Source organism: Ruthenibacterium sp. (assembly GCF_017421385.1).
GTDB lineage: Bacteria > Bacillota > Clostridia > Oscillospirales > Ruminococcaceae > Ruthenibacterium > Ruthenibacterium lactatiformans.
The window spans coordinates 1-23,408 of sequence record NZ_JAFOIN010000048.1 but is presented as its reverse complement, the minus strand read 5'-3'; the positions used below and the strand labels follow the sequence as shown (position 1 = coordinate 23,408).

The window sequence follows — 23,408 nt, the reverse complement described above, 5'->3', positions numbered from 1 at the left end:
CGCTCCCTTTGAATTTTTGCGGCAGCCGATGCCGCGGATCAAACTGACCAACAGTCAACGTTGAATAGTATAGTCTTGTTATGACCGTTAGTCAATCCAATTATTGACCAATAGTCACAAAATGAAAACGATGACTTTTGGTCATTTTGCTGAACCGAAAGACAGCTCTTGCAATCGCCGCCGCGCGGGAGGTATACTAAAAGCGGGAAAGAACGGGGAAAATGCCGCGCCGCGGCGGAAAGGGGAAAACGCGTATGCGCGAACCGATGGAATCCCGCAAGGAACAAAAGCGTCAGAGCCTGCTGGACGCCGCCTACGCGTTGTTCACGGAAAAGGGCGTGGCCAAGACTTCGGTGGACGAGATCGTCCGCGGAGCGAACGTGGCCAAGGGCACGTTTTATCTGTATTTTCACGATAAGGATCAATTGCTGGGACAGCTGGTCTATAATATCTCGGCCCAGGTTCTGGAAGAAGCATACGAATGGCTGGATGAACGCCGCACGCCGGATTTTGTGGAGAATGTGCTGCTTCTTTTGGATTATGTGGTGGAATATTTCAAGCGCAACAAGCTGGTCCTTCGGCTTGTTGAGCGGAATTTTTCCTGGCCTATGGTGGCAAAACAGATGAGCGAGCGGCGCGGCCCTCTTTGGGCGCGGCTGATGCGGGACCTGGAGGCAAGCCCGCTGGCGGCCCGGTATACAGAGGACGAGCTGTTCAAGATGATATTCGTCATCATCGAGATGCTGGGTTCCGTATGCTATTCCTCCATCATTGAGGGCAAGCCGGACACCGTGGACAATATGAAACCGGTGCTGTACGGCATCGTCCGCAAGATCCTGAGCTGAAGGAAGCACAAAAAGAAAGGCCGCCCGCGGGCGGCCTTTCCGGATGAAAAAGATGGTGTCTCAGCAATACATGTTGTTGGCCTGCATATAGTCCGAAAGCTGTTTGCCGTGTTCCTGTTCCTGCTGCTGGATGGCGGCCAGCACTTGGCGCGCCTTGGCGTCGCTGAACTCAAACACGGCGGTGTTGTACACGCCGGAGACATATTTTTCCGTGCCCAACAGATCGGACAACAGATAGGCGTCGCGCTGTTTTTCAGCGCGGCTGGCCGTGGATTTCAGGTCCTTTTCCGCCTTCTGACGGGAGGCCTGCCCTTTGCTCTGCTGGCCCTGTTGGGCGGGCAGGGTGCCCGCCAGCATACCCGTCACGGTGTCGTAATGGCTCTGTTCGGCTTTTTCGATTTTTTCAAAGATATGCTGCAGCTTGGCGTCGCAGGCATTTTCGGCGGCCTTGCGGTACTTTTCCACGCACAGTTTTTCTTCATTCTGCAGGTCCTTCAGCAGGCCCTGCTCCTTTTTTGTCAAAGTCATCCTCATTCGCTCCTTTTTTGCGTTGGGCCGGCCGCCGGGGGAGCGGTGCGCCCCGCCCGCCGGCGCATGCGTCTTGTGATAGTGTGCCGGGCGCGGCCGCGGATATGCACTGCGCCGGCACAAAAATAAAAAATACGCCGCCGCACCCGTTGCCGGATGCGGCGGCGCCGCTTTTTGTGCTGTAAACGCAGTCGTTTTCCGCTCAGCCCTTCACGCCGCCGAGGGCCACGCCGCGCACGATAAATTTGGAGAGGCAAAGGTATACGGCGATGACCGGCAGAATGGCGATGGCTACCATCATATACACCTGCCCCATATCGAACTTAAGAAAATCCGCGCTGCGCAGCTGTGCAATGAGGATGGGCAGCGTCTTTTTGCCGCTGCTGCTCAGCACAAGGGCGGGGGTGAAATAATTGTTCCAGGTGTTGACGAAAGTGAAGATGGCCTGCACGGCCAAAGCGGGCTTGAGGATGGGAAGCACGATGCGGTTGAAGGTGGAAAACTCGCCCGAACCGTCAATGCGCGCGGCCTCGACGATCTCCATGGGCAGGTTGCCTTCCATGTACTGCAGCATGAAATAAAATACAACGGGCGCCGCGATGCTGGGCAGAAACAGCGGTGCGAGGGTGTCGGCCATGCCCATTTTGGTGATGAGCCGAACAAAGCCCAGCGCGGATACCTGTGTGGGCATCATCATGATGAGCAGGATGAACGTAAAGGCCAGCTTTTTGAATTTGAAGTCATAGGCATGGATGCCGTAGGCGGTGAGCGCTGAAAAATAAACACTGAGCAGCGCAGAGAGCGCCGAGACAAGCAGGCTGTTGCGGATGCCGGAGAGCACGGGGATGTTGGCGTTGGCCAGCACGCTTTTCAGGTTCGTCAGCAGTGAACGGCCGGGCAGCAGGGAAAAGCCGCGCTGGATCTCAAAATGGGTGCGCGTTGCGTTGATGAGCAGGATGTAAAAGAAGAACAGGCACAAAAAGCACAGCAGCCCCAGCACCGTGTAGGCTGCCGCCCGCCGGGCCGTTGAAGCCGCGCGGGCGCGCCCTGCGCGCCGCAGCCGGGAGCTTGCTTTTTCCGTTTGGGCAGACGTCATTTCCCTGCGCCTCCTTCCTTGCTGCGGTCCAGCGTTTTCAGCACGGCGATACACAGCACCGCGCACACCAGAAACAGCACCGTGGAGACCGCCCCCGCCATGCCGTAGTTTTTGCTGTACATGTGGTTGTTCAGATACATGATCATCGTGGTGGCGCAGCGGTCCGGGCTGCCTTTGCCGTTTGTCAGGATCTGGGGCACATCGAACATCTGCAGCCCGCCGATCATCGAGGTGATGACCACATACACAAGGATGGGCCGGATAAGCGGCAGTGTGATGCGCCGGAACATCTGGCCGGGCGTGCAGCCGTCGATCTCGGCGGCCTCGTAAAGGCCGGGGTCGATGCCCATGACGGCGGCCATCAGCAGGATGGTGGTGTTGCCGAACCACATGAGAAAATTCATCAGGCCCACCAGCCCGCGCGTGCCTGCCACGCTGGATAAAAAGCGGAACGGCTCTTCCAGAAAGCCGGCGGAAACAAGCGCGGCGTTGACCGGCCCGTTGTCGGAAAACAAGGCGAAAAACAGCATGGCAAAGGCCGAGGCCATAATGAGGTTGGGCATGTAGATGACCGTTTTGAAAAAGCCCTGGCCGCGCAGGCGCAGCCGCGTGTCCGTGAACCAGGCCGCCAGCAGCAGCGACACGGCAATCTGCGGCACAAAGCCGATGATCCACATCAGCAGCGTGTTGCCGAAGTATTTCGGCAAATCGGTGCGGAACAGCTCGGCATAATTCTTAAGCCCCACGAAATTGGGGCCGATCTCCTTCAGGCCGCTGCGGAAATATTCAAAAAAACTGTAATATACCGTGGAGGCCAGCGGGATGAGCTGGAACACCGCAAAGGCGATGAAAAACGGGGCGATGAAAAGATAGCCCCATTTGGCGTAGCGGATGGAGCGGTGCTTTCGGCCTGCCGTGCGCGCTTGCATATCGGTCACCTGTCCTTTTCAGAGGAATGCGGGGCGGGCGACGCCCGCCCCGCGCGTTTGAGCCGTGGCTGCGTTTATTCGGGCCACACTACTTCGGTAAGTTCAGGGTATTTTTCCCCGATGGACGTCTGGAAATTGGTCTTGGCTGTTTCCAGGTCCACCGCGCCGTCAAAATAATCCTTGAACGCGCCCTGGAAGCTTTCGTTCAGCCCCTGGTCGTAGGGGCCGGCGTTGCTCATGTCGATGTTGGGCGCGGCTGCGGCGAACAGCGCGATGTGGTTCTGGCCGCCCAGAAAATCGGATTTGAAGTCGCTGGAGGCAAGCTCCTCCATGGCCGGGGCGTTGTTGGTGTAATCCTGCGTATCCTCGGTGATCTGCTTCATGATGGCCTTGTCGCAGGTGAGGCTGCGCATGATGTCCGCAATGGCGGCGGTGTTGTCGGTGCCGGCCGCGGCGCAGATCCATGTGCCGCCCCAGTAATACGGCTGCGGGCCTTCGCAGACGGCGTAATCGCCGTAGATGCCGTTGCCCGCTTCGGCTTTGCCGCCCTCGGCCTCGGGCGTTTCCAGGGAATTACCCAGCAGCGTGAAATTGATGCCCCAGGTGGAATAGAAGAACCCGAACACCTTGCCGTCGGGGCCCTGGTCCGCGGCCCACACGTCGCTCCACAGGCTGGATTTATTGTTGTAGCCGTTGTCGGTGTAGGTCTTGGTCTGTTCCACCCACTTCATCAGGTTTTCGTCCACAGTTACGGTGGTGCCCGTCACCCATGGGGCGGAGACGTTGTTGGAGAAAGTGCGGTAGCTGTCGTCATAGCCGGACAGCATCTTGTAGCCCTTCGCGGCGGCCTGTTCGGCCACAGCGTTGAATTTGTCCCAATCAGACAGGGCCTCCTGCACCTGAGCGGGGCCGTCGGTGCCCAGTACGTCTTTGGCGATGCTGCGCCGGTAGGCGAACAGGCCGGGGGTGGCCTGCCAGGTGACGCCCTTCAGCTTGCCGCCGGCCGTGGCGATGTCCTGGGTGTACGGGTACTGCCCGGACAGGTCTGCGTCCGTCAGGCCGATATCGCCGCGTACGTCCAACGTGTAGTCGGAATCCACATACTTCAGCGCGTAATCCGCTTCGATGAGGAAAATATCGATCTTGTCGTCGGCTGCGGCGGAATCCTGCGCCAGCAGGGCCTCGTCCAGCTTGTTCTGGTAATTGTTGTTCTCGTTGGGATTGATGGTCCACTTGACGATCGTGCCGTCGTTGAGCGTGGTGGTGGATTTGTCCTCCGCCACTGCCTTTACCTCGGGATAATAGTCGTTGAACCGGCTTTGGAACTCGTCGTTCCAGCACCAGATGTTGAGCACGGCGCCATCGGCGGGCGCGGATTCGATGCCGGATGAGGGGGCGGAGGCGGAAACGGAGGCGGGAACACTGGAAGCGCCGGAGCCGCCGCAGGCGGCCAGGGAAAGCATCATGCACAATGCCATAAGGGTCGCAAGTGTACGTTTCATAGATTGTTTTCCTCCTTGTAAAGTTCGGTCAGGCGGCCGTTTGGCCGCGCGATCACAAAATCAGATGCGCCTGACCGATGCTCCTTCCAACAGGCTGCCGGGGATGAGGATGCTTTCCGGCAGGGTGGTTTTGGGGTGCTCGATCAGGCTGACGAGACGGTCCGCCGCCCAGTAGCCGATGGCCTGGGTGTCCTGGTGGTAAGTCGTCAGGCTGGGGATCATCATTTTGGCGAGAGGGATGCCGTCATAACCGACGGCGGAGATGTCTTCCGGCACGCGGAGGCCCGCCCGGGCGATGGCGGCGAGGCCGCCCAGAGCCGACACGTCATCGGTGAAAAAGATGCATGTGGGCCGCTGCGGCAGCGCCAGCAGCTCGGCGGTGATGCGTTCGCAGCTGTCGCAGTCGTGGTAAGCGCCTTCGCGTACATAGGCGTCGGGCACCTGCAGCCCCAGGTCGTAGCAGGTCTTGTAAAAGCTGGCGCAGCGGCTTTCGGTGACGGCCGTGCGTTCGCCGTGGATGAAGGCAATGTTCCTGTGCCCCATACCGAACACATGGTTCACCAGCGTTTGAACGCCCTTGACGTTGTCCGAAACGATGGAAGTACGGTTGTTGAACATGTGGTCCACTGTCACGACGGGCAGCTCGCTCTGCACCAGTTCCAGCACCTGCGGGTCCAGAAAGTTCACGCATACCACACATACGCCGTCCACGCCGCGGTAGCGGCAGTGCTCCAGGTAAGACGAGCGCCGCTTGCCGACATTGCGGTTGATGAAGGTGACATCGTAGCCGCAGGCCTCGGCCTGCGCGCGGAAGCTCTCCAGAATGCGCGAAAAATATTCGTGCCCCAGGCCGCTGTGCTGCGGGTCCTCGTACAGAACGCCCAGATTGTATGTACGGTTCGTCTTGAGCGCACGGGCCGCGGAATTGGGCTGGTAGCCCATTTCGGCCGCTTTGCGGCATACGGTCTCCCGCGTTTGAGCGCTGATGTCATGGTGGCCGTTGAGCGCTTTGCTCACTGTCGCCACGGACACGCCGCATTCCTTTGCAATATCCCGAATCGAAATCATAACGGTCCGCCTTTCCAGAAGTTTTGCTCTGCTAAATCGAAATCGTTTTCTGGCATCTATTATACCGAAAGGCGGCTTGTTTGGCAAAACTGGATACTTAATCGTTTTCGCAACTTCAATATACCGCAATCTCGCTTTAATTTCAACAAAAATCAAGCGATTTTTAAGCGAAATCACGAAGTTTGGAGCCTTTTCCAATTTCGACAAAGAGTATTTGGCGATTCTATCCGAAAATATACCTTTTATTTTCGCCAATGATACGAAAACATTTTCGCTCTTGTTCTATACCTTTATTTAAATGGAAAAAAGACTAAGAAACAAGCGGGATCCGTACTTTACAGCACTTATCAGCAAAAAAGGCTTGCTTTTTTTTGAAATGGCAGTATGATAAAAATACAGAGCGCTTGAATGTATGCGGACTTAATCGTTTTCGCAAACGGGGCCGCAGCATGCTCCCCAAAATCGAGTGGCCCGCGCCGCAGGGCACGGGTGTGAGGAGAATACCTTATGCGCTATGGATACTTTGACGACGAGAACCGGGAATATGTGATCACCACACCGCGCACACCGCTGCCGTGGATCAATTATCTGGGCAGCGAGGATTTTTTCAGCCTTGTTTCCAATACGGCGGGCGGCTACAGCTTTTACCGTGACGCAAAGCTGCTGCGTCTGACGCGCTACCGCTACAACAGCGCCCCGGCGGACGGCGAGGGCCACCGGTTTTATATCCGCGACGGCGCCTGCGTATGGAACCCGGGCTGGCAGCCCGTGCGCACGGAACTGGATTCCTATCGCTGCCGCCACGGGCTGGGCTATACGGTCATCGAGGGTGCGAAAAACGGCATAGAGGCAAAGCAGGAAATGTTCGTTCCGCTGGGCGACGCATGTGAAGTGATACGCCTGACGCTGCACAACGCCGGGGCAGAGCCCCGCGCGCTGCAGCTGTTCAGCTATGTGGAGTTCTGCCTGTGGAACGCAGTGGATGATTCCACCAACTTCCAGCGCAACTACAGCACCGGCGAGGTGGAGGTGGAGGGCGGCGCCATCTATCATAAAACGGAATACCGCGAGCGCCGCAGCCACTATGCCGTGTTCGGCGTGAACCGGACGCCCGACGGTTTCGACACGAGCCGGGATGCGTTTCTGGGGCCGTACCGCGGCCCGGCCGGGCCGCTGGCGGTGGAACGGGGCGCGTGTACGGGCAGCATCGCCCACGGCTGGGCGCCTGTGGGCGTGCATCAGCTGAACGTGACGCTGGCCCCGGGCGAACGCCGCAGCTTTATTTTTGTATTGGGATATGTGGAAAACCCGCCCCGGGAAAAATGGGCCGCGCCCGGCGTGGTGGAAAAAAGCCGCGCCCGCGCCATGCTGGCCCGCTATGCCGCGGACACGCAGGTTGACGCCGCGCTGGCCGCGCTGGCCGCGTACTGGAATGGGCTGCTGGCGCGCTTTTCGCTGCGCTCCGGCGACGAAAAGCTGGACCGTATGGTCAATATCTGGCACCAGTACCAGTGCATGGTGACGTTCAATATGAGCCGCAGCGCCAGCTATTATGAAAGCGGCACCGGCCGGGGCATGGGCTTTCGGGATTCCTGCCAGGACCTGCTGGGCTTCGTGCATCTGGTGCCGGGCCGGGCGCGGCAGCGCATTCTGGACATCGCCGCCACCCAGTTCGCGGACGGCAGCTCCTATCACCAGTATCAGCCGCTGACGAAAAAGGGCAATTTGGACGTGGGGAGCGGCTTCAACGACGACCCGCTGTGGCTCATCGCCTGTGTGAGCGCATACCTGCGGGAAACAGGCGACCGTTCCATCCTGTACGAGGAGGTGCCCTTTGACTGCCGGGAGGAAGACACGGCGCCGCTGATGGAGCATCTGCGCCGCAGCCTGGGCTTTACCGCTTCGCACAAAGGCCCTCATGGACTGCCGCTCATCGGCCGGGCCGACTGGAACGACTGCCTGAATCTGAACTGCTTTTCCAGCGAACCGGGCGAGAGCTTCCAGACCACCGGCCCCAGCGAAGGCCCTGTGGCGGAGAGCGTGTTCATTGCGGGGATGTTTGTAAAATACGGCGGGGAATACGCGGACATTTGTGCGTGGGAAGGCCTTTCGCAGGAAGCGCGGGCCGTGCGCGCACAGGTGGACGAAATGACAGCGGCCATCCTCGGCCCGGGCTGGGACGGCGCCTGGTTCCGCCGCGCCTATGACGCAAACGGCCGGCCGGTGGGAAGCGCCGAATGCGCGGAGGGCAAAATTTACATTGAACCCCAGGGCATGTGCGTGATGGCGGGCGTGGGCCTTTCCGACGGCCGCGCGCTTCAGGCGCTGGAGAGCGTAAGGCGGCATCTGGACACAGAGTACGGCATCCTGCTGCTGCAGCCCGCATACACGCGGTATCATCTGGAACTGGGGGAGATCAGCAGCTATCCGCCGGGGTATAAGGAGAACGCGGGTATTTTCTGCCACAACAACCCATGGATCAGCTGCGCTGAATGTGCGGCGGGGCGCGGCGGCCGCGCCTTTGAGGTATACCGCCGCACCTGTCCGGCCTATCTTGAGGAAATCAGCGAGATCCACCGCACCGAGCCCTATGTGTACAGCCAGATGATCGCCGGGAGGGACGCGGCCGCCTTCGGCGAGGCGAAAAACAGCTGGCTGACGGGTACGGCCGCATGGACATTCGTCAACATCAGCCAGTATATCCTGGGGATCCAGCCCACGTTGGACGGCCTGCGGATCGCCCCGTGCATTCCCGCCGCGATGCCCGGTTTCACCATCACGCGCACCTACAGAGGCGCGGTGTACGAGATCGCAGTGGACAACGCGGCGGGGGTGGAAAAAGGGGTAAAATGCATCACGGCGGACGGCGCGCCCTGCGTGGACGGCATTCTGCCCGCCGCGCCCGCCGGAACGACAGTACATGTAAAGGTGACGATGGGCTGAACGGAGGGGACATATGGCGTTTGCAAAAGATTTTGTATGGGGCGCGGCCTCCAGCGCTTACCAGACCGAGGGCAGCCCGCGGGCCGACGGCGGCGGGGAATCCATTTGGGACGTATTCTGCCGCCGCCCCGGCGCCGTTGCAGACGGGTTTGACGGTTCCGCCGCCACGGACGCGTACCGCAGATATGAGGAGGACATTGCCTGCGCGGCGCAGATGGGCCTCGGTGCTTACCGTTTCAGCGTGAGCTGGGCGCGGGTGGACCCTTACGGCGACGGCCGCTGGAACGGGGAAGGGTTTGCGTTTTATCTGCGCATGCTCCAGGCCTGCCGCGCTGCGGGCCTGGAGCCTTATGTCACACTGTACCACTGGGAACTGCCCCAGGCGCTGGAAGATGCGGGCGGCTGGCGCAGCCGAGAGACCGCCCGTGCTTTTGCCCGCTATGCCGCCGAGGCGGCGCGCCGTTTCAGCGGCCTTGCAGAGAATTACATTACGCTCAACGAGCCGGAGTGTACTGTAAAGCTGGGCCACGGTACGGGCGTGCATGCCCCGGGCCTGCGTCTGCCCGAGGCGCGCCAGCTTCTGGTGCTGCACCATCAGCTTTTGGCTCACGGCCTTGCCGCCGCCGCCATTCGGGAGACCTGCCCCGGCGTGCGCGTCGGCATCGCCGCGACAGGGCGGCTGTGCTGGCCCGGCACGGACAGCCCCGCCGATGTGGAGGCTGCCTGCAGCGCTACCTTCGCCACGCCGGACAGCGACTGGGCATTTACCTATCAGATGGTGCTGGACCCTGTCTGTTTCGGACATTATCCGGAAAACTGCGGGCCCGGCCTGCGGCGTATGACGGCGGCGCTCCCGGCGGAAGACCTGGCGGTCATCCACATACGGCCGGATTTTATCGGCTTGAACATCTACAATGGCCACGCGGTATGTGCAGGGACGGGAAAGCGGCCGGTTTATGTGCCGCGCCCGCGCGGCTGTGCTGTGACAGCGCTGAAATGGCCCGTTACGCCGCTGGTGATGAACTGGGGCGTGCGTTTTCTCTGGCAGAGGTACGGCCGGCCGATTTACATCACCGAAAACGGGCAGAGCTGCAACGACCGCATCTTTCTGGACGGCCGTGTCCATGATCCCGACCGCATTGATTTCCTGCACCGTTATCTGCTGGCGCTGCGTGCGGCGGCGGAGGGAGGCGCGGATGTGCGGGGCTATTTCCACTGGGCGCTCACTGACAATTTTGAGTGGAGCGAGGGCTATCGCGAGCGCTTCGGGCTTGTTTATATCGACTATGTTACGGGTGCGCGCATCCCGAAGGACAGCGCTGCCTGGTATGCCGAAACCGTGCGCGCCAACGGGGAGAACCTGTAAAAGCGCATGGCATGCAGGCTGCAGAATACCCCCGGCAGCCCGGAAAAGAACCGGACGCCGGGGGCATTTTGCGATTTCATGCGCGGCCTGTATGCGTGCGCTGTGCTTTTCGGGCGCGGACAGGCAGACGCAGCGTGAATGTGGCGCCTCCGCCGGGTGTGTCTGTAAGAAGGATATCTCCGCCGTGCAGCGCGGCCAGTTCCTGTGCCACAGAGAGACCCAGCCCATAGTGCTCCTTGCCCGTGCGGCTTTTGTCGGCGCGGTAAAAGCGCTCGAACACATGTGCCTTTTCCGCATCCGGCACGCCGGGGCCGTGGTCCTCCACCGAAAGCAGTACCCAGCCTTTTTCCGCGCGGGCGCGCAGCGTGACGTCGCTGCCGGCGGGCGCGTAGGCGCAGGCGTTGCTGATGAAGACCAGCAGCAGCTGGCGCAGCCGTCCGGCGTCGCCCCACAGGGGCGGCAGTGTTTCCTCGGGCAGGTCCAGCGCAAGGCGCAGGCCGCGCGCTTTTACCAGAGGCGCAAACTGTTCATGCGCGCCGATCACCAGCGCATCGGCATCCACAGGTTCCATACGCATCCGCCAGGTGCCCGCGTCGCTGCCTGCAAGCAGGAGAAGATCGTCCACCAGGCGGGCCATGCGGTCGGCCTCGCTGCCGATGGCCGCCAGGTACTGCGGCGTGTCCGCCGGGCTGGCCTGCATGGCCGACAGGCTCGTCTTGACGACGGCCAGCGGGCCGCGCAGCTCGTGTCCGGCGGCGGCCACGAATTCCCGCTGTTTTTGCAGTGCTTCGGCGGTGGGACGCAGCGCCCGCCCCGCCAAAAACCAGTTGACCGCGCCCAGAAGTGCCAGCCCGCCCGACAGCAGCGCCGCATACAGCAGGGCCTGGCGCGTCAGCGTCCGGCGCAGAGGCCCGTCGTCCCGCAGCACGGCAAGGCCGTACCAGCCGCGCTGTCCGGGGACGGAGCATACGGCGGCGGTATAATGTTCGCCTGCGTTGCCCTCCACTGTGACGGTGACGCGGGAGGCATACACAGACGAACGCGGCGCGGCATCCATATTCACACCCTCTGCAAGCCCTGCCTCCGCCGCACGCTCCAGCAAGGTCCCGCGCGGGGTAGCGGGCGCCCAGCCGCCGCTGAAAAACAGCGGGGTACCGTTGTCCGTGATGAAAATGAGCAGTCCATCCGCGGCCTCCGTCTGGGCAAGAGCCGTGTCGGAGACGCTGCCCGTCTGCAGCGTGACGATCAGGGTGTCCACGCTGGCGTCGAACATGCTCTGTGCCGAGAGCTGCGTCTGCTTTTGTGCCAACCCCAGGGTGATGGCCAGGAATACCGTGAGAACTGTGCCCGTCAGCACGGTGAAAACAAATGTCAGGCGGCGGCGCAGCTGGCGCAGCGGCGTGGTGTACGGGCCGCGGGGAGGCTGTGCGGCACGGCGTTTCATGCGCCCGTTCCTCCATCCAGCAGCCGGTAGCCCACGCCGCGCACAGTGTCCACTGTCACCCGGCTGCTCACGGCACGCAGCCTGCGGCGGATAAAGTGTACATAGCTGTCCAGGCTGGCTTCCTCTACGTCGGCGCCCGGCCCCCAGACACGGCCGAATAAAAAACTGCGGGACAATGTTTGTCCGGCGTTTTCCATCAGTGCGGCCAGCAGCTCCGCCTCTTTTTTCGAGAGCGTGCATTGCTCTTTGTCTCCGGTCAGCACCAGTGTGCCCATGTCCAGAGTAAGATCCCCGCAGCAGGGACGGCCGGAGACCGCCACAGGAGCGGGGCGGCGGGCCAGTGCGCGTACCCGGGCCAGCAGCTCGCGTACGTCGAAAGGCTTTACCAGATAATCGTCTGCGCCCGCGTCCAGACCGTCCACTCGGTCGCCCACAAGGCCCAGCGCCGTCGTCATCAGCACCGGCGTGTCCAGGCCCTCGGCCCGCGCTGCGCGCAGCACCGAAAGCCCATCCCGTCCGGGCAGCATCCTGTCCAGAATGCACAGCCCGAACATCCGTTGGCGCATGTAGTACAGCGCATCGTCGCCGTCTCGGCATACGTCCACACGGTAGCCCTCCTGCTCCAACAGCGGCGCCACGGCCGCGCACAGGGCTTCGTCGTCTTCCACAAGCAGTATCCGCATGTTTTTGTCCCTCCTGTTCTGCAATAAAACCATTATAATGGATGCAACCTTAAAAATCCCTGAAAAACAGAGGCTTTCACAAATCCCTCACTGTTTTTCAAGGACTTTTCAAGGTTGATTTTTTTATGATGGAAACAGGCTGGACGGGAAGCATCTTCTGTCCGCATCATTTTGAGCATACCGGAAAGGTGAGGGAAACAGTGAAGATAAAACAACTTTTGTGCGGCGTACTGGCCGCGGCGGTGCTGTTCACGGGCTGCGGTGCGCAGCCCGGCACGAGCGGCGGTTCAAGTGCGCAGGGGGACGGCACGCCCATGCAGGCCAAGGGGCGGTTCGTGGAAAACGACATCACCCCGCCGGGCGCGGCGGGCTGTACCCCGGTGAGCCTGACGGCACGGCCGGACGGCGGATTGGACTACATCGCGCTCCGGCCTGCCGAGACGCCCGGTCAATATACATATACCCATTTTTATTCTGCTGACAGCGGCAAAGAATGGACGGAAAATACGATGGACTGGCAGGAGAGTTTCGGAGAGAAACGCCAGATCGAAAAGGTCACCGTTACCCCTGAGGGAGAATATTTTGTAATGTTGACAGAGCAGACAGAGGACGGTATGGGCGCGGTGGCCTACGCACGCGTTGCGGCGGACGGCACGGCCGCTCCCGTGCAGCCGGAGGGCCTTTCCGCGCAGGGCGGGCTTATGGCGGCGGATGCACAGGTGCTGCCGGGCGGCAGACTGCTGCTCACCAGCTTTGGGGGCGATTTTGCCGCGGCGCAGAACGGGGCTGCAGGGGAAGACGCAGGCGCGCAGGCGGCATCTTCCGGCACGCAGGACGCCGCCGGAGAGACGGACGACGCAGAAGCTGCGGACGGCACGGAGCAGTCCGGGGACGATATGGGCGTATTCAGCGCGGAGGATACCGCCACAACGGCTGTATACGATATGGCCACCGGAAAAAAGCTGTATGAGATTCCCAACTGGATGGGAGGCCTGACAGCCTGCAACGGGACGACACTTTTTGTCTACGGCTACGAGGGCGGCACGGCGGCGTATGATCTGGAGACCGGGCATATGCAGACTGAGGCCGCCAGCGCGGCGGGTGGAGAGGATTATCCGTCCAGCCTTGCGGCAGACGCGGACGGCAACTTGTATCTGCTGTCTGAAAAAGGCGTGCGCCGCGCCGTGCCGGGCGGCACGCTGGCGGAGACCGTGATGGAAGGCAGCATGTATACCTTCGGTTCCCCGCTGGCCGCTGTGCGCGGCTTTACGGCGCTGCCGGGCAACACCTTCGCACTGGCCGTGCAGACGGAGGAGGGCGGCCGTGTGCTGCACTATGTATTTGATGAGACGGTGAGCGCCGTGCCGGACAAGGAGGTGCGTGTTTACGCGCTGAACGATTCCCCCACTGTGCGCGCGGCCATCACCAATTTCCAACAGGAAAATCCGGATGTGCGCGTGAATTTTGAGGTTGGAACCTCCGGCGGCGCCAGCGCCGAGGACGCGCTGCGCACGCTGAACACAGAGCTTGTGGCGGGCAAGGGGCCGGATGTGCTGATCCTGGACGGCATGCCGCTGCAGAGCTTCATCGACAAGGGCGTGCTGGCGGAGCTTTCACAGGTGATCTCCGCCGACGGGTTGATCCCGCAGGTGGTCGACCCTATGAGAACGGACGGAAAGCTGTACGCAGTGCCCACACGTTTTACCGTACCTGTGCTGATGGGAAAGCCGGAGACGCTGGAAGGGCTGGACAGCCTGGAGGCGCTGGCCGCGGCGGTACAGGACGGACCAGAGGCGCTGGCCGCCAGCGGAGATATCAATGATATTTTCAAAGCTGTGCCGGAGGAGCAGCGCCCGCTTCTGAGCTTTACCACCCTGCGGGAGTTGTTCGACCAGCTGTACAGTGTCAGCGCACCCGCCGTGGTGCGGGACGGCACGTTGAACGAAGCCGCTCTGCGGGAACTGTTTTCCGTGATGCAGGCGGTTTCGGACCGATACGGACTGGGGGAAAAGGCGAACGACGGCGGTATTGCGTTTATGGTGACGTCAAATGCCTCCACCGGGCTGGGAATGTCCGCGGACGTTCCGCAGGGCGTGATGGAATACAGCTACGGCCGGGCAAACGCGGCGCTGTTTACACTCAAGGATGTGCTGGGTGCATATATGTCCGATGACGGACAGGCGGCGCTTACGCCGGCGCCCGGCATGGAGCAGGGCGTATATACACCGCGGGTGCTTGCCGGCATTACGGCACAGAGCGCCCAGCAGGAGCTGGCTGCACAGTTCATACAGGCGCTGCTCGCGCCCGGCGTGCAGAATTATTCGTTGGGAGAGGGACTCCCGGTGCTGCGCTCCGGCCTGGAAAAACAGGTGGCGTACGTGCAGGAGCTCTATGCAGAACGCGGCCAGACGATAGGCACGGATGTGCCCCGGGTGGACTGGACTGCACTGCTGTCCGGGCTGAAGACACCCGTGCGGGACGACAGCACGGTGGCCGAAAAGCTGTATGCACAGGCTGAGGCGCTGTGCAAAGGTGAAAAGACCATGGATGAAGCCGTGACGGGAGCAAAGACGGAGCTTGCCACCTATCTGGCGGAAAAGCGGGCGTGACCTGCCGCAGAACGGCAGGAACAAACCCGAAAGGAGCGGCCGGATGCCGTATTCAGCGATTGGAAGCATTGGGGCGCGGAAGCATTTCTGGAGGAATTTACGGTTCCGAGTTATCAGAATGATCAATTAAAGGAAAAAATATATGCCGAAGCAACAAAACGATACAGCGGCGAGGCCGCGCTGGAACAGGCTGTGGCGGCAGCGGCCGACGCCACGCGGCTCTATTTCGCCGAACAAAATGAACCGCGCCGCGCCGTATTTGTTCCTCGCGCCCAGCCTGGCGGGGCTGTGCGTGTTCGTGCTGGTGCCGTTTGCGGACGCGGTGCGCCGCAGCTTTACCGACGCCATGGGCAGCCGCTTCGTGGGGTTTGCGAACTACGCCTCGGTGCTGGGCAACAGCGCGTTCCGCCTGGCGGCGGGCAATACTGCGCGCTTCATCGGCGTGTGTGTGCCCCTGCTGCTGTGCGTCAGCCTGCTGCTGGCCGTGGCCGTGCGCGCCGCAAAGGACGGCGGCCGTATTTTTAAAACAACCTATCTGATCCCCATGGCTATCCCGGTGGCCAGCATCGTGCTGCTGTGGCAGGCGCTGTTCCACAGGCAGGGGCTCGTCAACGCCGTTTTGTCGGCGCTGGGCGCGCAGCCGGTGGATTTTATGGGCACAGACGCGGCTTTCTGGGTGCTCATCGGCACCTATGTTTGGAAAAATGCGGGCTATGACATGATTCTGTGGATGGCGGGGCTGGACGGTATCTCCGACAGCCTGTATGAGGCCGCCCGCGTGGACGGTGCGGGGGCATGGCAGTGCTTTTGGCGTGTCACGCTGCCCGGGCTGTTGCCCACGCTGTTCATGACGGCGGTGCTCAGCCTGCTCAACACCTTTAAGGTGTTTCGTGAGGCATATCTGGTGGGCGGAGCATACCCGCACGACAGCATCTATCTATTGCAGCACCTGTTCAACAACTGGTTCCTGGACTTGGACGTGGGCCGCCTGTGTGCAGCGGCGGTGCTCATCGCGGCGGTGCTGCTGGCTGCTATTCTGCTGCTGCAAAAACTGTGGGGCGGGGAGGACGCGCGATGAAAAGAAAAAATTTGGGCCGCGCGGTGTTTGTGCTGTTCCTTCTTTTGCCTGCGCTGGCGGTGTGGTGGCCGTTGTGGTTCATGGGCACAGGCGCGCTGATGCCCTTGGACGAGCTGCGGGCCGCGCTGGGCCCGGTGCTGCAGGGTGCAGAGGGCAGCGCTTTCTGGCCCCTGCTGCCAAGCTGGCCCACGCTCCAGCCACTGGCGGAGCTTTTGTTGGACACACCGCAGTTTTTCACCATGTTCTGGAACACCTGCGCCATCGTGTTCCCCCAGGTGCTGGGACAGGTGCTGGTGGGCGCGCCCGCGGCATGGGCGTTTTCCCGGCTGCGGTTTCGCGGGCGGCGGGCGCTGTTCACGCTGTACATCGTTCTGATGCTGATGCCCTTTCAGGTCACGATGGTTTCGGGCTATCTGGTGGCGGACGCAATGGGCATCATGGATACGTTTTGGGCCATCATCCTGCCGGGTGCATTCAGTACATTTCCGGTATTTATCATGGCAAAGGGGTTCGATGCCGTGCCCATCGCGCTGTTGGAGGCCGCGTCCATCGACGGTGCGGGGCCGCTGCGCACTTTTTTCCATATCGGCGTGCCGCTGGGTGTGCCGGGCATCCTTTCGGCGGCGGTACTGGGCTTTCTCGAAGCATGGAACGCCATTGAACAGCCTATGACCTTTCTCAAGACAAAAGCCCTGTGGCCGCTTTCGCTGTACCTGCCCCAGATCGCGGCGGAAAAGCTGGGCCTGGCCATGGTGGCCAGCCTTGTGATACTGGCCCCGGCGGTGCTGATCTTCCGGTTCGGGCAGAAATATCTGGAGCTGGGAATCCAGGCCAGCGGATTAAAGGAGTAGACAACGTTGCATATCAAAGAAAAAGTCACGGGCCTTTGGGCCCGCAGGCCGCGCTTGAGCGGCACACAGGGCCGCGCGCTGAAGGGTGTGACGCAGTTCTTTGCGGCCATGCTGGTCTGCACGCTGATTGCGCGCGGCACGGCGGGCGCAACGCTGGCCGTAGTGCAGACGGCGTCCCCCCGGCGCGGAGAGCTTGTACAGGGGCTGACGGCGGACGCAGCGCTCTCCGCGGGAGAGGTGCAGAACGTTAAGGCCCCCACGGGGCTGGTGCTGGAAAAATATTTCGTTCCGGCGGGCGGCAGGGTGGAGGCGGACACGCCTTTGGCACAGTTTGACCCCGACGGTGTGAAGGATGCGCTGGCTCGCGCAAAAACGGAGTTGGCGCGCCTGCGCCTGCAGCGGGAAAAGCTGCTGGCAGGGGACACGGCGGACACCTCGTCGCTCTCTTCCGCCTCTACCCAGCGGGACAGGGCACAGGCGGATTACAACGCCCAGAAAGCGCAGAACGACGCGGCCGTGGCCGCTGCCCGGAACGATGCGGATACGGCTCAAAGCGCCTTGGATGCGGCAAATGCCGCGCTGGCGGAACTGCGGGCACAGACGGACCCGCCCGCCTCTGAGGAAGCGTTGGCTGCGGCGCAGGCGGCGGCAGACGCCGCGGCCGCGGCGCTGGCTGAAAAGCAGGCGGCGCTGGCTGCCGCGCAGAGCGCCGCCGATACCGCCGGGGAAAACGCGGCGCGGGCTTTGGCCGACGCGCAGGCCGCGCTGGACCCAGCGGCAAAGGCGTATGAAAAATCAAAGCAGGAAACGGAATTCCAGAACCGTCAAAACAACCTTGACGCCCAGACGGCCGCGCTGGACATTGAAAAACAGCAGGCTGTTGTGGACGCGCTGGCGGCGCTGGCGGAAAACGACGGCGTTCTGAAAGCGGGATCGGCGGGTACGGTGGAGACGCTGACACTGGAACCGGGCGGAACCGTTACGGAGGCCTCGGTGGCCGCGCTGGCCCCGGCGGACGCAGGCATGACGGCGACATTCACGCTGGACTCGGGAAAAGCGGAAAAGATGGCTGTGGGCGCCGCGCTGACGCTGCGGCAGGGCGGCACGGCTGTCAGCACCACGGTGCGGGCCATCTCCGAGCCGGATGAAAACGGGCGCGTTACCGTAACGGCGGATGTACCTGCGGATGCCGGCCTGCGCAAGACGCAGACCGTGACTGCCTCGGCGGAGCTGTCCCGCACCACATACGAAATGGTGTTGCCGCCTGAAGCGGTGCGCATGGACAACAAAGGCAGCTACGTGCTGCGCGTCGAGCAGACGCAGACCATCCTCGGCCTGCGCAATGTGCTCTCCCGCGTGGATGTGACAGTCCTGGAACAAAGTGCATCCGGTGTTGCGGTGGAAGGGCCGCTGTCGCCCCAGGATGTTTTGGTAAAAAGCAGCGCCAGACCCGTTGCAGCGGGAGACAGCGTGCGGGTGGAGCAGCCATGAGGCGCGTGCGGTATTATCTGGGCGGTGCGCTGTTCTGGGGCGCATTCCTTGCGGTTTGCGTTTTGCTGTTCTGGAACGCGCAGCGTCTGGCGCGGGCCGCGGGCGGCATTTCCCTGCGGTACGGCGAAGCGCTGGAGCCGCGCGTTGTGGCTTCGGCGCTGGAGTATGCCCGGGACGGGCGGAACAATGCGGCTTGGTCGCCCACATTCTGGGCTGTGCGGCAGGGAGCGGCCTCTGCCAACGGGCGGGAGGAGACCGTCCGGATGCTGCGGGTGTGCGGCGATGCAGAACTTCTGGCAACGGAGCCTCTTTTATACGGTGCGCTGCCCGGCCCGGCAGGCCAGGGCGGATGCGCGGTATCCAGCGCGCTGGCCTGGCAGCTTTGGGGAGCGCTGGATGTGACGGGCCTGGAGCTGGAGCTGGACGGCGAACGTTATACGGTGCGCGGCGTGTTTGAAAGCGGAGAGGCGCGCGCTGTGACACAGGAGGCGGCGGACAGCCGCACTGCAGAGTACGCCAATGTGGAACTGACGGCGATGGAAACCGCTCCGGAGGGCACAGAGGCGGCCTTGGCCTTTGCCGGTGCCAGCGGCCTGGGGACGCCCGCCCATGTGGTGGACGGCCCGGCGCTGGCCGGGCTGGCCTGTGCGCTGTGCTGGCTGCCGTTGGCGCTGTGCGGCGCATGCACGCTGTGGCGGCTGGCACGCGGCGCACGGCGGCTTCGGCCGTGGCAGCGGCAGACGCTGCTGTTCGCGCCGCTGCTGTTTTTCGCGGCGCTGCTGCCCGTGCTGCTGGCAATTGTGCCGGGGGCCTGGGTGCCCACGCGCTGGAGCGATTTCGGCTTTTGGGCGGCGCTGGGCAAAAGCGCGGCAGCGCGGGTGGACGCGTGGTTCGCTCTGCCGCCCCAGCACAAGGACATAGCGGTAAAGTGGCTGCTTCTGGAGCAGGGCGCGCTGTGCCTGGCGGGATGCCTGTTTGCGCTGCGCCGCCCACCCGCGCCGCGGAATGAAAAAGCGGTTGAAGCGTAAAAGTCAAAGCCGAATTTACAAAATATTTACTTCCGGTAGAAATATTGACCGATTTCCTGTATAATAGGCACACAGAAGTAACATCCGCCCTTGAAAGGGGAGCCCTATGGAATGGGAGATCGGTGCGGAATGCCTGGCCTGTGTCCTGATCGTACTGGTGCTGTGCTTTTCGCGTGAAAAATTTTATACGCAGATGCCCCAGACGCGCTTATACTATGCGTGTCTGGGTTTTGCGCTTTTTTCCACTCTGCTCAATATCGCCACAGTGGTGCTGATGGGCGTGCCGGGCCTGCTGCCGCGCTGGCTTTGCTACACGCTCAATATGCTGTATTTTACGTTCTTTCCGCTGCTGGAAGCCGCGCTCACCTACTATATGGCCTATCTCATCCACGGCCGCGGCCCGTGCTTCACGCGCGTTGCCATATGCCTCGGCGTCATGCTGGCCGCCGCATTGGCGGTGGTGTTCACAAACCCGTTCACAGGTTGGCTGTTTTATCTGGACGCGGCGGGCACATATGTGCGCGGTCCGTACAACCGGCTGCTGTATGCGCTGCTGGTGGCGTGCTGTTTGTTGCTGGTGATATGTTATATAAAGCAGTTCCGCACGGCGTCGCGCGCCATCCACCGAATGATGGCCACGCTGCCCCTTCTGGCGATGGTGCTGGGGACGGTGCAGTATCTGTTCCCGCCCGTCATGATGACGGGCTTTATCCCGGCGTGCATTTTGCTGGTGCTGTTTTTTAATTTCCAGAGCCAGCGCATCAATACGGATTTTCTGACGGGCCTTTCCAGCCGCAGCGCGCTGTGGTATGCGGCGGGCACGTGCCTTCGCTCGGGCCAATCCTTTTATTGCGTAGCGGTATGCCTGCGCCATTTCGGCGACGTAAACAAACAGTTCGGGCACACCGGCGGCGACGCAGTGCTGCGCCAGGTGAGCGCATATCTGGAAGCGCTGGGCCGCCGGGCCGTCGCCTGCCGGTTCAGCGGCGTGGAATTCGTGCTGTTATTCCCGGGCATGGATGCTGCGGGCTATGCAGTGCTGGAAAAGGAACTGTCAGAGCGTTTTGCAGCGCCCTGGCAGGCGGGGAGCGTGTGCTGTCGTCTGGACGCGGGCGTGGCAGGCATCGCCTGCCCGCGGTTTGGCGACACAGCCGAGCGTCTGACAGCTCATCTGGAATACGCCATCCAGCAGCTGAAATTGCCCGGCGCACCGGAGGCGCTCTCGTTTGACACAGAGATGGAACAACGGTTCTCCCGGCGCGTCGCGCTGCGGGATGTGGTCGTACGCACATTGAGCGGGCAGGCGGCGGGTGTGGCGTACCAGCCCATCTACGCGCTGGATGCAGATACTCCCTGTATGGCGGAGGCCTTGCTGCGCCTGTGCGGCGCAGATGGGAAGCCCGTGCCCACGGCGGATGTGGTGTCCGTGGCCGAGGAGATGGACCTTATCGTTGCGCTGGACTGGATGATGCTGGAACAGGTGTGCGCGTTTTTCGGTGCACACCGCGAGCTGGATGGATGCGCGGTCTCTGTGAATTTTTCGGCCCGGCAGTTTCTTGCGCCGGATGCGGAACGTCGTGTGCTGGATACGCTGGAGCGCCACGGGCTTGCGCCCGCTCGGCTGAAGCTGGAACTAACGGAGCGCGTGTTGGCCGGAGATATCCGGCGTGTGCGCGCCGTGATGGAGACTTTGGCCGCCCGGGGCGTAGAATTTTATCTGGACGATTTCGGCACCGGATATTCCAATCTCTCCAGCGTGGTGTCTCTGCCGCTGCAGTATGTGAAGGTGGACAGAAGCCTTTTGGAAGCCGCGACGAATGGCGGTGGGGGAGCGCTTTTGCTGCGCGCGGTGGTGGAAACGTTCCGGGCCATGGGCCGAGGCATCCTGCTGGAGGGTGTGGAAACGCCGGAGCAGTATGCGCTGGCGTGCACGCTGCGTGCCGACCGGCTGCAGGGATACTATCTGGCGCGCCCAATGCCGGGAGAGGAGCTTTGTGCTCTGATGCGCAGCGGCGCGCGGCGCACGCGCAGAACCTGAAACGGCTCTGGCTGCAGCCGCTGAAATGAAAAGCGCCCTGCCGCGTAGAAATGCGGCAGGGCGCTTCGGTTTTATCAAAAGGAAAAGGCGGCGTCAGCGGCGTGCTTCCACCAGAGCCTTGGTGTCTCGGGCGATCATCAGTTCTTCGTTGGTGCAGACGACCAGCACCTTCACGCGGCTGCCTTTGCCGCTGATGTCCAGGATATCTGAGGTGCGCTGCTGATTCTTTGCGGGGTCCACGGAGATGCCCAGGAACCCCATATTCTCACACACGCTGGCGCGCACGCGGTTGTCGTTCTCGCCGATGCCGCCGGTAAACACCAGGCAGTCCAGCCCACCCATAGCGGCGGCGTAGGAACCTACATATTTCTTGATCTGATACGCAAGCATCTCGGTAGCCAGTTTGGCGCGCTCGTTGCCCGCGTCGGCGGCGCTCGTCACATCGCGCATATCGCTGGAAACGCCGGAAATGCCCAGCAGGCCGGATTTCTTGTTCAGATAATCAGCCATTTCCTGGCCGTGGAATCCCAGCTTCTGTTCCATGTAGGTGACGACGCTGGGGTCGATGTCGCCGCAGCGGGTGCCCATCAGCACGCCGGCCAGCGGGGTAAGGCCCATGCTGGTGTCCACACATTTGCCTGCGTTCACGGCACTGATGGAGCTGCCGTTGCCCAGATGGCAGGTGACCATTTTCAGGTCGGAATCGTTCAGGTACTGGGCGGCGGCCATGCTCACATAACGGTGGCTGGTGCCATGGGCGCCGTAGCGGCGGATGGAATATTTTTCATACATCTCATACGGCACGCCGTACATATACGCCTTTTTGGGCATGGTCTGGTGGAAGGTGGTGTCGAAAACGACAACGTTGGGCACCTTTTCGCCGAACACGGCCTTGGCGCTGCGCAGGCCCTGCACATGGGCCATGTTGTGCACCGGGGCCAGAGGGGCGATCTCCTCGATCTTGTCGATGATGGCGTCGGTGACGATCTCGGACTTGGTGAAAAACTCGGCGCCCTGCACCACGCGGTGGCCGATGGCAGAGATCTCGCTCTTGTCCTTCACGACGGCGCCCTCGCCGCTGGTCATCATTTCAACGACCTTCATAAACGCTTCGGTGTGGGTGGGGAAGGGCACTTCCTGTTCCCACTCGCCGCCGTTGGCCTTGTGTGTGATCTTGCTGCCCTCGATGCCGATGCGCTCGCACAGGCCCTTGCACAGCACGCGTTCGCCCTCCATATCGATGAGCTGATACTTCAGCGAGCTGGAACCACAGTTGATGACCAAAACTTTCATCCGATATTTCCTCCCATTCACAAAAAAGCGCAGTTATGCTTTTTAAAATCGCTCCATTATTATATAATGATTATAAAGCATTTTCAAGCGCACGGCCGGAAACGCGCAAGAAAAAGCGAGAAAAACGGCCAAGATTCGCAATTTATGCGTGCACAGCGGCCGAAAGAAGCGAGGCAGCCATGAGAACAGCCGGTATCATCGCGGAATACAACCCTTTCCACAACGGACACGCCTGGCAGATAGCGGAGCTGAAAAAACGCGGCTTTGAGGCGGTGGTGTGCGTGTGCAGCCCGGGCGTGGTGCAGCGCGGTACTGCGGCGCTGTTTCCCGCCCGGGTGCGTACCCGGGCTGCGCTGGCCGCCGGGGCGGACCTGGTGCTCAGCCTGCCGGCGCCCTACGCCACGCTGTCCGCCGAGGGCTTCGCAGCGGCGGGTGTGGCGCTGCTGAGTGCGCTGGGCTGTGTGGATGCTCTGTGTTTCGGCACAGAGACACGGCGGCTGGAGGATATCGCCCAAACCGCAGCGCTGCTGGAAAGCCCGGACTTTCCAGCAGCGCTGCGCGGGCAGCTGGACGCGGGCCGCGCCGTGAAACAGCCGCACCCGCAGATCGGAAAAGC

Annotated in this window: 18 protein-coding genes; 10 read left to right on the top strand and 8 right to left on the bottom strand. The window is 61.8% G+C overall.

What is annotated here, in order from left to right:
- Positions 1-254: 254 nt before the first annotated feature.
- A complete protein-coding gene (locus IIY41_RS05195; RefSeq protein ID WP_055081641.1) occupies positions 255-845 on the top strand; it encodes a TetR/AcrR family transcriptional regulator in 591 nt (196 codons plus the stop codon).
- 60 nt (positions 846-905) lie between these two features.
- On the opposite strand, the gene IIY41_RS05190 is transcribed toward IIY41_RS05195, so the two are convergent.
- From IIY41_RS05190 to IIY41_RS05170, 5 genes are all read right to left on the bottom strand, one after another.
- Complete coding sequence (locus tag IIY41_RS05190) at positions 906-1,373, bottom strand: spore coat protein (RefSeq protein WP_009325206.1); 468 nt, start codon at positions 1,371-1,373, stop codon at positions 906-908.
- Between the two features lie 202 nt (positions 1,374-1,575).
- On the bottom strand, positions 1,576-2,469 hold the full coding sequence (locus tag IIY41_RS05185; protein ID WP_009325205.1) for a carbohydrate ABC transporter permease: 894 nt from the start codon (positions 2,467-2,469) through the stop codon (positions 1,576-1,578).
- Positions 2,466-3,398, bottom strand: a complete 933-nt coding sequence (locus IIY41_RS05180; RefSeq protein WP_050004739.1) for a carbohydrate ABC transporter permease — start codon at positions 3,396-3,398, stop codon at positions 2,466-2,468. Before IIY41_RS05180 ends, IIY41_RS05185 begins: the two co-directional genes overlap by 4 nt.
- Before the next feature lie 74 nt (positions 3,399-3,472).
- Positions 3,473-4,900: an ABC transporter substrate-binding protein gene (locus tag IIY41_RS05175; protein ID WP_287400076.1), complete on the bottom strand. Its 1,428-nt coding sequence runs from the start codon at positions 4,898-4,900 to the stop codon at positions 3,473-3,475.
- 60 nt (positions 4,901-4,960) lie between these two features.
- Entirely contained in the window at positions 4,961-5,968 is a 1,008-nt protein-coding gene (locus IIY41_RS05170) for a LacI family DNA-binding transcriptional regulator (protein ID WP_009325202.1), read from the bottom strand.
- 507 nt (positions 5,969-6,475) lie between these two features.
- Here IIY41_RS05170 and IIY41_RS05165 point away from each other — a divergent pair.
- Together IIY41_RS05165 and IIY41_RS05160 are read left to right on the top strand one after the other, a co-directional pair.
- On the top strand, positions 6,476-8,911 hold the full coding sequence (locus tag IIY41_RS05165) for a glycoside hydrolase family 94 protein (protein ID WP_287400073.1): 2,436 nt from the start codon (positions 6,476-6,478) through the stop codon (positions 8,909-8,911).
- A 13-nt stretch (positions 8,912-8,924) separates the two neighbouring features.
- On the top strand, positions 8,925-10,277 hold the full coding sequence (locus IIY41_RS05160) for a glycoside hydrolase family 1 protein (RefSeq protein ID WP_055081334.1): 1,353 nt from the start codon (positions 8,925-8,927) through the stop codon (positions 10,275-10,277).
- Positions 10,278-10,353: 76 nt separating this feature from the next.
- Here IIY41_RS05160 and IIY41_RS05155 read toward each other — a convergent pair whose 3' ends face one another.
- Together IIY41_RS05155 and IIY41_RS05150 are read right to left on the bottom strand one after the other, a co-directional pair.
- On the bottom strand, positions 10,354-11,721 hold the full coding sequence (locus IIY41_RS05155) for a sensor histidine kinase (RefSeq protein ID WP_287400071.1): 1,368 nt from the start codon (positions 11,719-11,721) through the stop codon (positions 10,354-10,356).
- The gene (locus IIY41_RS05150) at positions 11,718-12,404 is read right to left on the bottom strand and encodes a response regulator transcription factor (protein ID WP_009325197.1); all 687 of its coding nucleotides are present in this window, start codon (positions 12,402-12,404) and stop codon (positions 11,718-11,720) included. Before IIY41_RS05150 ends, IIY41_RS05155 begins: the two co-directional genes overlap by 4 nt.
- A gap of 200 nt (positions 12,405-12,604) precedes the next feature.
- Here IIY41_RS05150 and IIY41_RS05145 point away from each other — a divergent pair, with 200 nt between their 5' ends.
- From IIY41_RS05145 to IIY41_RS05120, 6 genes are all read left to right on the top strand, one after another.
- On the top strand, positions 12,605-15,013 hold the full coding sequence (locus IIY41_RS05145; RefSeq protein WP_192960592.1) for an extracellular solute-binding protein: 2,409 nt from the start codon (positions 12,605-12,607) through the stop codon (positions 15,011-15,013).
- A gap of 142 nt (positions 15,014-15,155) precedes the next feature.
- Entirely contained in the window at positions 15,156-16,091 is a 936-nt protein-coding gene (locus IIY41_RS05140) for a carbohydrate ABC transporter permease (protein ID WP_242853453.1), read from the top strand.
- Positions 16,088-16,942, top strand: a complete 855-nt coding sequence (locus IIY41_RS05135; RefSeq protein WP_287400069.1) for a carbohydrate ABC transporter permease — start codon at positions 16,088-16,090, stop codon at positions 16,940-16,942. The genes IIY41_RS05140 and IIY41_RS05135 overlap by 4 nt, the downstream gene beginning before the upstream one ends.
- Positions 16,943-16,948: 6 nt before the next feature.
- Positions 16,949-18,433 carry a hypothetical protein gene (locus tag IIY41_RS05130; protein WP_287400068.1) on the top strand — a complete coding sequence of 495 codons (1,485 nt, stop codon included), beginning with the start codon at positions 16,949-16,951 and terminating at the stop codon, positions 18,431-18,433.
- Positions 18,430-19,461 carry a hypothetical protein gene (locus tag IIY41_RS05125; protein ID WP_287400066.1) on the top strand — a complete coding sequence of 344 codons (1,032 nt, stop codon included), beginning with the start codon at positions 18,430-18,432 and terminating at the stop codon, positions 19,459-19,461. The genes IIY41_RS05130 and IIY41_RS05125 overlap by 4 nt, the downstream gene beginning before the upstream one ends.
- Before the next feature lie 106 nt (positions 19,462-19,567).
- Entirely contained in the window at positions 19,568-21,499 is a 1,932-nt protein-coding gene (locus IIY41_RS05120; protein WP_287400064.1) for an EAL domain-containing protein, read from the top strand.
- Positions 21,500-21,592: 93 nt separating this feature from the next.
- On the opposite strand, the gene IIY41_RS05115 is transcribed toward IIY41_RS05120, so the two are convergent.
- A complete protein-coding gene (locus IIY41_RS05115) occupies positions 21,593-22,792 on the bottom strand; it encodes an acetate/propionate family kinase (RefSeq protein ID WP_009325190.1) in 1,200 nt (399 codons plus the stop codon).
- Between the two features lie 179 nt (positions 22,793-22,971).
- On the opposite strand from IIY41_RS05115, the gene IIY41_RS05110 reads away from it, so the two are divergent.
- On the top strand, positions 22,972-23,408 hold a 437-nt coding region (locus tag IIY41_RS05110), incomplete at its 3' end, for a nucleotidyltransferase family protein (RefSeq protein WP_287400063.1).

Excerpts from the sequence above, each read along its gene's own strand:
- IIY41_RS05155 (WP_287400071.1), bottom strand. The coding sequence starts at position 11,721 with ATGAAACGCCGTGCCGCACAGCCTCCCCGCGGCCCGTACACCACGCCG.
- IIY41_RS05190 (WP_009325206.1), bottom strand. The coding sequence starts at position 1,373 with ATGACTTTGACAAAAAAGGAGCAGGGCCTGCTGAAGGACCTGCAGAAT.
- IIY41_RS05150 (WP_009325197.1), bottom strand. The coding sequence starts at position 12,404 with ATGCGGATACTGCTTGTGGAAGACGACGAAGCCCTGTGCGCGGCCGTG.
- IIY41_RS05175 (WP_287400076.1), bottom strand. The coding sequence starts at position 4,900 with ATGAAACGTACACTTGCGACCCTTATGGCATTGTGCATGATGCTTTCC.
- IIY41_RS05160 (WP_055081334.1), top strand. The coding sequence starts at position 8,925 with ATGGCGTTTGCAAAAGATTTTGTATGGGGCGCGGCCTCCAGCGCTTAC.
- IIY41_RS05180 (WP_050004739.1), bottom strand. The coding sequence starts at position 3,398 with ATGCAAGCGCGCACGGCAGGCCGAAAGCACCGCTCCATCCGCTACGCC.
- IIY41_RS05120 (WP_287400064.1), top strand. The coding sequence starts at position 19,568 with ATGGAATGGGAGATCGGTGCGGAATGCCTGGCCTGTGTCCTGATCGTA.
- IIY41_RS05195 (WP_055081641.1), top strand. The coding sequence starts at position 255 with ATGCGCGAACCGATGGAATCCCGCAAGGAACAAAAGCGTCAGAGCCTG.
- IIY41_RS05185 (WP_009325205.1), bottom strand. The coding sequence starts at position 2,469 with ATGACGTCTGCCCAAACGGAAAAAGCAAGCTCCCGGCTGCGGCGCGCA.
- IIY41_RS05135 (WP_287400069.1), top strand. The coding sequence starts at position 16,088 with ATGAAAAGAAAAAATTTGGGCCGCGCGGTGTTTGTGCTGTTCCTTCTT.
- IIY41_RS05170 (WP_009325202.1), bottom strand. The coding sequence starts at position 5,968 with ATGATTTCGATTCGGGATATTGCAAAGGAATGCGGCGTGTCCGTGGCG.
- IIY41_RS05140 (WP_242853453.1), top strand. The coding sequence starts at position 15,156 with ATGCCGAAGCAACAAAACGATACAGCGGCGAGGCCGCGCTGGAACAGG.
- IIY41_RS05115 (WP_009325190.1), bottom strand. The coding sequence starts at position 22,792 with ATGAAAGTTTTGGTCATCAACTGTGGTTCCAGCTCGCTGAAGTATCAG.
- IIY41_RS05125 (WP_287400066.1), top strand. The coding sequence starts at position 18,430 with ATGAGGCGCGTGCGGTATTATCTGGGCGGTGCGCTGTTCTGGGGCGCA.
- IIY41_RS05165 (WP_287400073.1), top strand. The coding sequence starts at position 6,476 with ATGCGCTATGGATACTTTGACGACGAGAACCGGGAATATGTGATCACC.